This is a genomic window from Desulfomarina sp., from assembly GCF_054039375.1.
In genome coordinates this window covers 1-3,734 of sequence record NZ_JBPLBA010000091.1, presented here as the reverse complement: position 1 = coordinate 3,734, position 3,734 = coordinate 1, and the positions used below count along the sequence as shown (strand labels likewise).

Below are 3,734 nucleotides of genomic sequence, written 5' to 3'. Positions count from 1 at the left end.
AGGGCTTTCACCTGAACAGCTTGCAGACAAACTGACCATGCTCGGTCTTGAAGTTGATTCTATCGTGCCTCTTTACCAGGAACTTGCTCCCCTGAAAACAGGGAAAGTCATCTCCTGTGAAAAACATCCCAACGCCGACAAACTCTCTCTCTGCCATGTTGATGTGGGTGACAACACCGTCCAGATTGTCTGCGGTGCACCAAATGTCAGAAAAGATCTTGCGGTAGTTGTTGTCCTTCCCGGAACCACCCTTCCCGGTAATTTTAAAATCAAAAAATCCAAAGTCCGGGGAATCGAGTCCTTTGGCATGATCTGCTCCGAAAAGGAACTGGGATTGAGTGAAGATCATGATGGCATTATGGAATTACCTGAAGGAACTGAACCGGGTCGGTCATTTATAGAGGCCATGGGCCTGAATGATATCATGGTGGAGGTAGATCTCACTCCAAATCGCCCTGACTGCGCCTCTGTTATTGGTATTGCCAGGGAAATTGCAGGAATAACCGGTACCCCCCTCATGGTTCCGGTCAAAGGGGCGGAGATCAAATCGACATCAAAAGAATTCTCGGTATCGGTGGAGTCGGATGAACTCTGTCCAAGGTATGCGGCACGGTTAATCAAAAATATTTCAATTGGTCCATCCCCCTGGTGGCTGAGAAAGCGGCTCCTGTCCATTGGCCTGCGTCCCATCAACAATATTGTCGATGTTACCAATTTTGTCATGATGGAATATGGTCAGCCTCTTCATGCCTTTGATTTCAACACTCTTGCCGACAGAAAAATCATTGTCCGTACTCCCTTAAAAGAAGAAACCCATTTCACCACACTCGACAACACTGACCGGCCCATTGACCGGGACACCCTTCTGATCTGTGATGGGGAAAAACCCATTGCCATAGCCGGCGTCATGGGTGGATTGAATTCAGAAGTCACTGAATCCACAACTGATATTCTTCTTGAAAGCGCCTGTTTTAATGATGTTTCCATCAGGAAGACCGCAAGAAAGCTGAACCTTTCAACAGACGCCTCCTACCGTTTTGAAAGAGGTGTAGACCCGGACGGCACCATTAACGCCCTCAATCGCGCCGTTGAACTGATCTGTGAAATATGCGACACCACAGCCGAGGAAGAAGGTGCAGATGTCTATGGAGGTAAAAGACCTCCCTGTTCACAGACATTACGAATTTCCAGGACAAATACACTGCTTGGGACAAATTTGACCGGTCCTGAAATGTCTCGGTTACTGGAGTCCATAGAAATACAGTGCAGTGACAGGGATGACGATACTCTGGCAGTCAATCCTCCATCTTTCCGTGTTGATATAGAAAGAGAAGCGGACCTTGTTGAAGAAATAGCACGCTTATACGGCTATGACAATATCCCCGTTACCCTGCCCCAGGTTCATCTCAGCTTTCCCGAGCAGGACCCGCGTCGACGTAAACGCAATAATCTTGCTTACGCCCTCGCTTCCGCAGGATATACCGAAGCAATTAATTACAGTTTTATTTCACGAAATTTTGCAGAAATGCTCTCCCTCCCTGCATCGGACAGGCGATCCACAAGTGTTGCTCTTCTCAACCCTCTGAGTGAGGATCAGGCTGTCATGCGTACCCTGCTGCTTCCCGGGCTCCTTGAAAATGTAAGACGCAACATCAATTTCCAGAAAACCGCGGTGAAGCTTTTTGAAATAGGAAAAGTGTTTTTTCCCGGGGACAGCGATGAACAGCCGATGGAAAAAATGTTTATTACAGGGGTGCTTTCCGGCAATCGTCATGGAGAGAATTCTCCCCTGTATTACAAACAGGCTTTAGTGGATATATTTGATGCCAAAGGTTGTGTAGAGTTTATCCTGAATCAAAGCGGTCTTTCAGTTGGACTGAAAGACGCGGTCCAGTTCAGACACCCGGAAAACAGCGACTGCGAACCTTTTGCCGAACCCGCTTATGCGCTGGAAATCATATCCGGGAACAGCTTTATTGGTTCCCTTGGAAAGATTAAAGATAATATCCTGAAGAATTTTTCCATAAAACACGATGTCTTCTATTTTGACCTTGATTATGACGCACTTTGTGATATAAAAACAACCGCGAAAAAATTCTCGAGTTTACCAGTGTTTCCTTCGGTCAGAAGAGATATTGCTCTCATTGTACCGAAATCCGTGTCCTCAGGTGAACTCCTTGAAGCAGTGCGCTCAAGCAGGGACAAACTCATTGAGAATGTAGAAATTTTTGATGTGTTTGAGGGTAAGAAAATACAACAGGGTTGTAAAAGTGTTGCCCTTTCTATAACATATCGATCACAGACAAAGACGCTTACGGAAAAAAATGTGGAAAAATCCCACTCAAAAATAGTACGTTTGCTCACAGAAAGATTCGAGGGAAGCTTCCGCGATGGATAATATAACTGAAGAAAAGAAATCACAGAATCTCACAAGAAGGGAACTGGCAGAAGTCCTGTCGGAGAAACTTGGGTTTTCCCAGAGCAGCTGTTCCCAGATTGTTGACTGCTTCATCTCCACGATGAAACGTACCCTGCTTGAAGGGGAAGAAATCAAACTTGTTCATTTCGGCACCTTTACCGTCAGGGAAAAGGCACCCCGCCGGGGAAGAAATCCAAGGACCGGTGAAAGCATCACCATCAGGAAACGAAAGACCATCAGTTTCAGGGCAAGCAAAAAATTAAGAGAAAGAATAAACAGAAAGGAAGACCAGACCGAATAACACCCTTTCTGTCAACGGGGATCTTTTTATGGAGTACACTGGTTAATATGGAAAAAGATATTCCAGACAAACTCTATTTCAAGATCGGTGAAGTTGCGAAACTGGCCGAAGTACCAACGCACGTTCTGCGATACTGGGAATCGGAATTTTCTGAAATTCGCCCCAAAAGGGCTGGCTCAGGCCAGAGACTGTACAGAAAAAAAGATATCCTGTTCATTCTGCAGATAAAAACTCTGCTCCATGAACACGGATATACAATAGCCGGAGCACGGAAATTTCTTGCATCCGGAGACAGTAAGCTTCTCCCTTTCCAGGGAAAAAAAACAGCCGGGAAACATATCGCAGAACAGCTCTCCTCCATCAAGGGAGAACTGCTGGAATTACAGAATATTCTTCTGTCAAAAAAAGAATAACCAACCTGTTACAAAGTAATTGGTACCAGGGAAAGCAACTCTATGATTTTATTACCTCTGAACTGTAATTGCTCACAGGTACCGCAGATTTTTGCAGGCTCTTTTGTTTGCTATAGCCCACTTATGCGAACAAAAGAGACCGTGAAAAGCTGCGGTGCCGGTGAGCAATTACGTTACAGACTGTTGACAGTACCTGTAACACGTGGTAGATAGAATCACGGTTTCGGGATGTAGCGCAGCCTGGTTAGCGCACTTGTCTGGGGGACAAGGGGTCGGAGGTTCAAATCCTCTCATCCCGACCATCGATTAATGTACAGGGGGTAGGAACGAATGTTCTTAACCCCTTTTTTTTATTGTGTCAATGCCATGAGGTTTGGTTCTTGTGAGATAAATATGCTATACTTTTCTTTGTAATTGCTCACAGGTACCCCAATTTTCACCGTCTCTTTTGTCCGCACAGGCAGCAGGCCACTCCGAAGAAAAGAGCCTGCTAAAATCTACGGCAGGTGAGCGAAAACTCCGAACTTGCCAATTGCAGGATTCAGGTATTATTTAAAATATCTCGTTCACTTCAACCAAATTGAACCGGCTATTATGAGAC

General features: G+C 45.5%; 3 protein-coding genes and 1 tRNA gene. All 4 read left to right on the top strand.

Annotated features, from left to right (window positions below; translation table 11 throughout):
* Positions 1-2,398, top strand: a 2,398-nt coding sequence (gene pheT, locus ACXLDX_RS04815; protein ID WP_457576061.1) for a phenylalanine--tRNA ligase subunit beta, incomplete at its 5' end; no start/stop codon positions are given.
* Positions 2,391-2,720: an integration host factor subunit alpha gene (locus tag ACXLDX_RS04810; protein ID WP_457576060.1), complete on the top strand. Its 330-nt coding sequence runs from the start codon at positions 2,391-2,393 to the stop codon at positions 2,718-2,720. The genes pheT and ACXLDX_RS04810, both read left to right, overlap by 8 nt.
* A gap of 47 nt (positions 2,721-2,767) precedes the next feature.
* Positions 2,768-3,133: a MerR family transcriptional regulator gene (locus ACXLDX_RS04805; RefSeq protein ID WP_457576059.1), complete on the top strand. Its 366-nt coding sequence runs from the start codon at positions 2,768-2,770 to the stop codon at positions 3,131-3,133.
* Positions 3,134-3,357: 224 nt separating this feature from the next.
* Positions 3,358-3,435: transfer RNA gene (locus ACXLDX_RS04800), tRNA-Pro, on the top strand.
* Positions 3,436-3,734: the final 299 nt, after the last annotated feature.

Coding starts and splice junctions, on each gene's coding strand:
- ACXLDX_RS04810 (WP_457576060.1), top strand. CDS start 2,391: ATGGATAATATAACTGAAGAAAAGAAATCACAGAATCTCACAAGAAGG.
- ACXLDX_RS04805 (WP_457576059.1), top strand. CDS start 2,768: ATGGAAAAAGATATTCCAGACAAACTCTATTTCAAGATCGGTGAAGTT.